This window comes from Marinobacter sp. UBA5687 (assembly GCF_002420325.1).
In the GTDB taxonomy this organism is placed as follows: Bacteria; Pseudomonadota; Gammaproteobacteria; order Pseudomonadales; family Oleiphilaceae; genus Marinobacter; species Marinobacter nauticus.
The window spans coordinates 33093-38334 of the sequence record NZ_DIHV01000064.1; the positions used below are offsets into that span (position 1 = coordinate 33093).

General features: G+C 58.9%; 8 protein-coding genes. All 8 read left to right on the plus strand.

Annotated features, from left to right (window positions below):
• On the plus strand, nucleotides 1-216 hold a 216-nt coding region (locus B3Y70_RS06955), incomplete at its 5' end, for a cytochrome D1 domain-containing protein (RefSeq protein ID WP_288589471.1).
• Nucleotides 217-245: 29 nt separating this feature from the next.
• A complete protein-coding gene (locus tag B3Y70_RS06960; protein WP_011786568.1) occupies nucleotides 246-710 on the plus strand; it encodes an AsnC family transcriptional regulator in 465 nt (154 codons plus the stop codon).
• A complete protein-coding gene (locus B3Y70_RS06965; RefSeq protein WP_023008603.1) occupies nucleotides 707-1243 on the plus strand; it encodes an Lrp/AsnC family transcriptional regulator in 537 nt (178 codons plus the stop codon). Before B3Y70_RS06960 ends, B3Y70_RS06965 begins: the two co-directional genes overlap by 4 nt.
• 22 nt (nucleotides 1244-1265) lie before the next feature.
• The gene (locus B3Y70_RS06970; protein WP_014422490.1) at nucleotides 1266-1727 is read left to right on the plus strand and encodes an Lrp/AsnC family transcriptional regulator; all 462 of its coding nucleotides are present in this window, start codon (nucleotides 1266-1268) and stop codon (nucleotides 1725-1727) included.
• The gene (locus B3Y70_RS06975; RefSeq protein ID WP_199452493.1) at nucleotides 1702-2223 is read left to right on the plus strand and encodes an Lrp/AsnC family transcriptional regulator; all 522 of its coding nucleotides are present in this window, start codon (nucleotides 1702-1704) and stop codon (nucleotides 2221-2223) included. Before B3Y70_RS06970 ends, B3Y70_RS06975 begins: the two co-directional genes overlap by 26 nt.
• Before the next feature lie 133 nt (nucleotides 2224-2356).
• Nucleotides 2357-3556, plus strand: coding sequence for a heme d1 biosynthesis radical SAM protein NirJ (gene nirJ / locus B3Y70_RS06980; protein ID WP_278350466.1), 1200 nt, complete (start codon nucleotides 2357-2359; stop codon nucleotides 3554-3556).
• Between the two features lie 10 nt (nucleotides 3557-3566).
• On the plus strand, nucleotides 3567-4427 hold the full coding sequence (gene cobA / locus B3Y70_RS06985; protein ID WP_226609515.1) for a uroporphyrinogen-III C-methyltransferase: 861 nt from the start codon (nucleotides 3567-3569) through the stop codon (nucleotides 4425-4427).
• 38 nt (nucleotides 4428-4465) lie between these two features.
• The coding region (locus B3Y70_RS06990; protein WP_288589475.1) for a cytochrome D1 domain-containing protein at nucleotides 4466-5242 on the plus strand (777 nt) is incomplete at its 3' end.

A 5242-nucleotide genomic window follows, 5' to 3' on the forward strand; every position in this document is an offset into this window, starting at 1 on the left:
GAGCTGGGCGAAGGTCCCAAGCGTGTGGTACAGCCGGAATACAACAAGGCGGGCGATGAAGTGTGGTTCTCTGTCTGGAACACCCAGGACAAGAAATCCGCCATTGTTGTAGTCGACGACAAGACACGCAAGCTGAAGAAGGTGATCAAGGGCGACTACATGGTCACCCCGACCGGTAAGTTCAACACTTACAACACCCAGCACGACGTGTACTGATCCCGGCCCCGGCCCGGAGGAGCAACCTGATGAGACTGGATGCGGCAGACAGACAACTGATCGACAGTTACCAGCGTAACCTGCCGGTCTGCGAACGCCCCTACGAGGAAATGGCCCGGACACTGGGCCTGACCGAGGAAGAGGTTATCCAGAGACTGTCTGCCCTGCAGGAACAGCAGGTGCTCAGCCGGGTCGGCCCGGTGTTTGAACACAGTCAGGCGGGCGCCAGCCTGCTGGCTGCCGTGGCCGCGCCAGAAGAACAGATGGATCTGGTGGCGGCCCGGATCAACCGTGCCCCGGGCGTGAATCATAACTACGCCCGGGAGCACACCTACAACCTCTGGTTCGTGATGACCGCTCCGGATGAAGACACTCTGGAGGAACGGCTGGACGAGCTGGAACACCAGTTGAAGCTGCCGATGCTGAGACTGCCAATGGTCGAGGGTTACCATATCGATCTGGGCTTTGACATCGACTGGGAGGCATTACCATGAACCTGCCAGCCACCGGCCCGAACTACAGCTATCTGTTTGATACCGAATCCATGAGTGCCTGGGGCCTGCTGAGGTTACGCGAGCAGCTGGAAAACGGCCTCCCCCTGACACCTCGCCCCTATCAGACCCTGGCCGAGCGCACCGGGCTGTCCGAACAACAGGTTATGAACGCTGTCAGCCAGTGGCAGCAGCAGGGCCTGATCAAACGCCTGGGACTGGTAGTCAAGCATCGCACCCTGGGCTATCGGGCTAACGCCATGGTGGTCTGGAACGTACCGGACGATCGGGTTTCGACGCTCGGCAATGCCATGGCAGCCGCCGCTTGTGTCACCCTCTGTTACCAGCGCCCAAGACGCTTGCCAGACTGGCCCTACAACCTGTTCTGCATGATTCACGGCGTCAGTCGCGAACGGGTTCTGAATCAGCTCGCTGGTCTGATTGAGCAACACGAGTTGAGCAATGTGGATCACGCCATCCTGTTCAGCAACAAAGCCTACCTGCAGCGCGGAGGCCGTTATGTCAGCAATTGCTGAGCGTTCAAAGCCATCAGACCACATGCCTGTACTACCCGAATTCACGCCCCTGGAGCGTGCCATCATCAACCGCCTGCAATACGGCCTGCCACTTACGCGAACCCCCTACAAAGACGTGGCCGATGAATTGGGTGTATCAGAAGTAACTCTGCTGAAGCACCTCCAGGCATTGCTGGACAACGGGACCCTGACTCGTTTTGGCCCCATGTTTCATGCTGGCGAAATGGGCGGCGGCCTGACGCTCGCGGCCATGCGCATTCCGGATGAAGATTTCGCCAATGTGACCGAGCAGGTGAACAGCTTCCCCGAGGTAGCCCACAACTACCGCCGCGAGCATGAGTTGAACATGTGGTTTGTTCTGGCCACGGAAACACCGGAAGGCATTGACGAAACCATCAAGCGGATTGAGTTACTTACGGGCTACCCGGTCTACAACATGCCCAAGGAGCAGGAGTTCCATGTCCACCTTCACTTTGAAGTCTGACCCGGTGCTGAGTAACCGGGATCGTGAACTCATCGTTGCCACCCAATCCGGATTACCGCTGGTTTCCGACCCTTGGGCCGAACTGGGAAAACAGCTCGACATGCCCGCAGACGAGGTGCTGTCACGTTTTCAACGAATGCAGGAAGCCGGGGTCATCCGGAGAGTCGCGGCGGTACCGGATCACTACAAACTCGGGTACCGGTTCAATGGCATGACCGTATGGGATGTCCGGGATGATGCAATCGCCGAACTCGGCGAGAAAGTCGGCTGCCTGCCCTTTGTCAGCCACTGCTACCGCCGACCAAGACACCTGCCCTACTGGAGCTTCAACCTCTTTGCCATGGTGCATGGGATCAGCCGCGAGGAAGTCGAGCACAAGGCAGCCCAAATCCGCGAGGTACTCGGCGACGCCTGCACCGGACACACCATCCTGTACAGTTCCGCCATCCTGAAAAAAACAGGATTACGACTGAAAAAACAAACAGATAGGCAGTAGCACGTACCTCCTGAAGTACTCCATCAAAGGTATGGATACCCAGCGCCCGCAGGGGGATAGTTAGAAGGGCAGAGAGCCGGTAAAGGCCCGCCCGGAGAGGCAAGAAAGCCACTCCCGATGAGAGAGAAAAACTATGTTTCGCATGACCCGCTACATCAAGAGCCTGATGAACCCGGTACCGGTGCGCCCGGTCCCCAAGCCCAGCGGCCCGGTGGTAATCTGGAACCTGATCCGCCGTTGCAACCTCACCTGCAAGCACTGCTATTCGATTTCAGCGGACATCGACTTCAAGGGCGAACTCACCACCCAGGAAGTCTACAAGGTGATGGACGACCTGAAAGCCTTCGGCGTACCGGTACTCATCCTCTCCGGCGGCGAACCCCTGATGCGACCCGACATCTTTGATATTTCCCACCGGGCTAAAGCTATGGGCTTCTACGTGGGCCTGTCCACCAATGGCACCCTGATTACCGAAGACAACATCAGCAAAATCGCCGAGGTGGGCTACGACTACGTAGGCATCAGTATCGACGGCCTGGAAACCACCCACGATGAATTCCGCCAGAAAAAAGGCGCCTTCAAAGAGTCCATGCACGCCGTAGCCCTGTGCAAGCAAGCCGGCATCAAAGTGGGCCTGCGCTTCACCCTGACCCAGGATAACTACCCGGAACTGCCGGCCATGCTGGAGATGCTGGACGAGCACCAGATCGACAAGTTCTACCTGTCTCACCTGAACTACTCCGGCCGGGGCGGCCGCAACAAGAAGCGGGATGCCTGGTACGACATGACCCGCGATGCCATGAACCTTCTGTTCAACCACTGCCACGACGAACTCAAGCGCGGTATCGAGCGGGAGTACGTCACCGGCAACAACGATGCTGATGGTCCCTTTCTGATTGAGTGGGCCAAAGAGCATTACCCGGACCAGGTCGACGCCCTCACCCAGCGGCTGACCAACTGGGGCGGCAACTCCTCCGGCGTGAATATCTCCAATATAGACAACCTCGGCGTGGTGCATCCGGACACCTTCTGGTGGGATCACAACCTGGGCAACGTGCGGGAAACCCCGTTTTCGAAGATCTGGTCGGAAACCACCGATCCGCTGATGCAGGGCTTCCGCCAGCATCCGCGCCCGGTAAAAGGGCGCTGCGCAGACTGCAAATACCTGAATATCTGCAACGGCAATACCCGGGTACGGGCTTACAACGTGTCTGGCGACTTCTGGGAGGAAGATCCGGGCTGCTATCTCACCAACGAGGAAATCGGGGTAGTTGATAACACCCCGCGACGGGTCGCCGCTCCGGTGATCGAAATCCCGGTTCACAATCTTTAAGGAACGCGCCATGACCACAAACCCGCGAAAAAAATGCCTGGTGGAGTTCCAGCTTGCGGAACAACCTCTGCGGCCGGGAGAAGTTGCTATTGTCGGTGCCGGGCCGGGTGACCCAGGGTTACTCACGCTGCGCGCGCTGATGCTGATTCAGCAGGCCGATGCCGTTGTTTATGATCGCCTGGTTTCCCCGCAGATCATGGAACTGGTGAACCCCCGTGCTGAACGCATTCATGTGGGCAAGGCCAGCGGGTGCCACTACGTACCCCAGGAAGAAACCAACGAACTGCTGGTGCAACTGGCCATGAAACAGCGGCGGGTAGTTCGCCTGAAAGGCGGCGATCCATATATTTTTGGCCGCGGCGGAGAAGAAGCTGAGTTCCTGGTGGACAATGACATCGATTTCCAGGTGGTGCCCGGCATTACCTCTGCAGCGGGGTGCGCCTCTTACTGCGGCATTCCTCTGACCCACCGGGATTATTCCCAGAGCGTGACCTTCGTCACCGGTCACCGCAAGGCCGACCAGACTCTGGAACTGAACTGGCCGGTACTGGCCGCGCCGGGACAAACCCGGGTGTTCTACATGGGCCTGCACAATGCACCGACCATTGTTCGCGAACTGACGGCCCACGGCCTTTCAGACAACTGCCCGGTGGCTCTGGTGGAACGCGGCACCACACCACTGCAACACATGACGGTCACCACCCTGAAAGACCTGGTAGACACCATTGATCGGGAAGACTTCCAGCCACCCACCTTGATTATTGTGGGCGAGGTGGTGCAACTGGCGGACAAGCTGGCCCGCCCGGCCCAGGCAGGATGGAACAGCGCCCTGACCGAGCCTGCCGTCACCGCCGGCCAACGGCCCGCCTGAACGCAAAACGTTATCTGACCAACCGGGAGCTGTAGCTGGTGAACCTGAACCAAGCCCGAGCAAGCCTGAACACCATCCTGCTGATCGCTGGCGCCCTGATCACAGGCCCGGCCCTGGCCGAACAGGCCAGCAGCCAGAACACAGAGACCCTCTACCTGCAGCAATGCGCGGCCTGCCACGGCCCGGACAGACTCGGTGGTATGGGCCCTGCGCTGCTGCCGGAGAACCTGGGCCGGCTGAAAAAAGCCGAGGCCGAACGGGTCATCCGGGAGGGGCGGCCAGCCACGCAGATGGCGGGCTATAAAACCATCCTTAACGATCAGCAGATTGCGGAACTGACCGATTTCATCTATCAGCCCCCGAGCCACGAACTGAAATGGGGCGAGGCGGAAATCCGCAGCAGCCGGGAAGTCAGCCACCCCCAGGGCTCACTGCCGGATGAGCCGGTGTTTGAGGCGGACCTGATGAACCTGTTCCTGGTCGTGGAAATCGGCGACCACCATGTCACCCTGCTCGATGGCGACAAAATGGAGCCCATCCACCGCTTCCCCAGCCGCTTCGCCCTGCACGGCGGCCCCAAATACAGCCCTGACGGCCGTTATGTGTACTTTGGCTCCCGGGATGGCTGGATTACCAAATACGATATCTACAATCTGAAAGTGGTGGCCGAAGTTCGCGCCGGCATCAACATGCGCAACATCGCAGTTTCCGCTGACGGCGACTATGTGCTGGCAGCAAACTACCTGCCCCACTCCATGGTGCTGTTCGACGCCGCCAATCTGGAGATGCTGAATTTTATCCCCGTTGAAAACGAT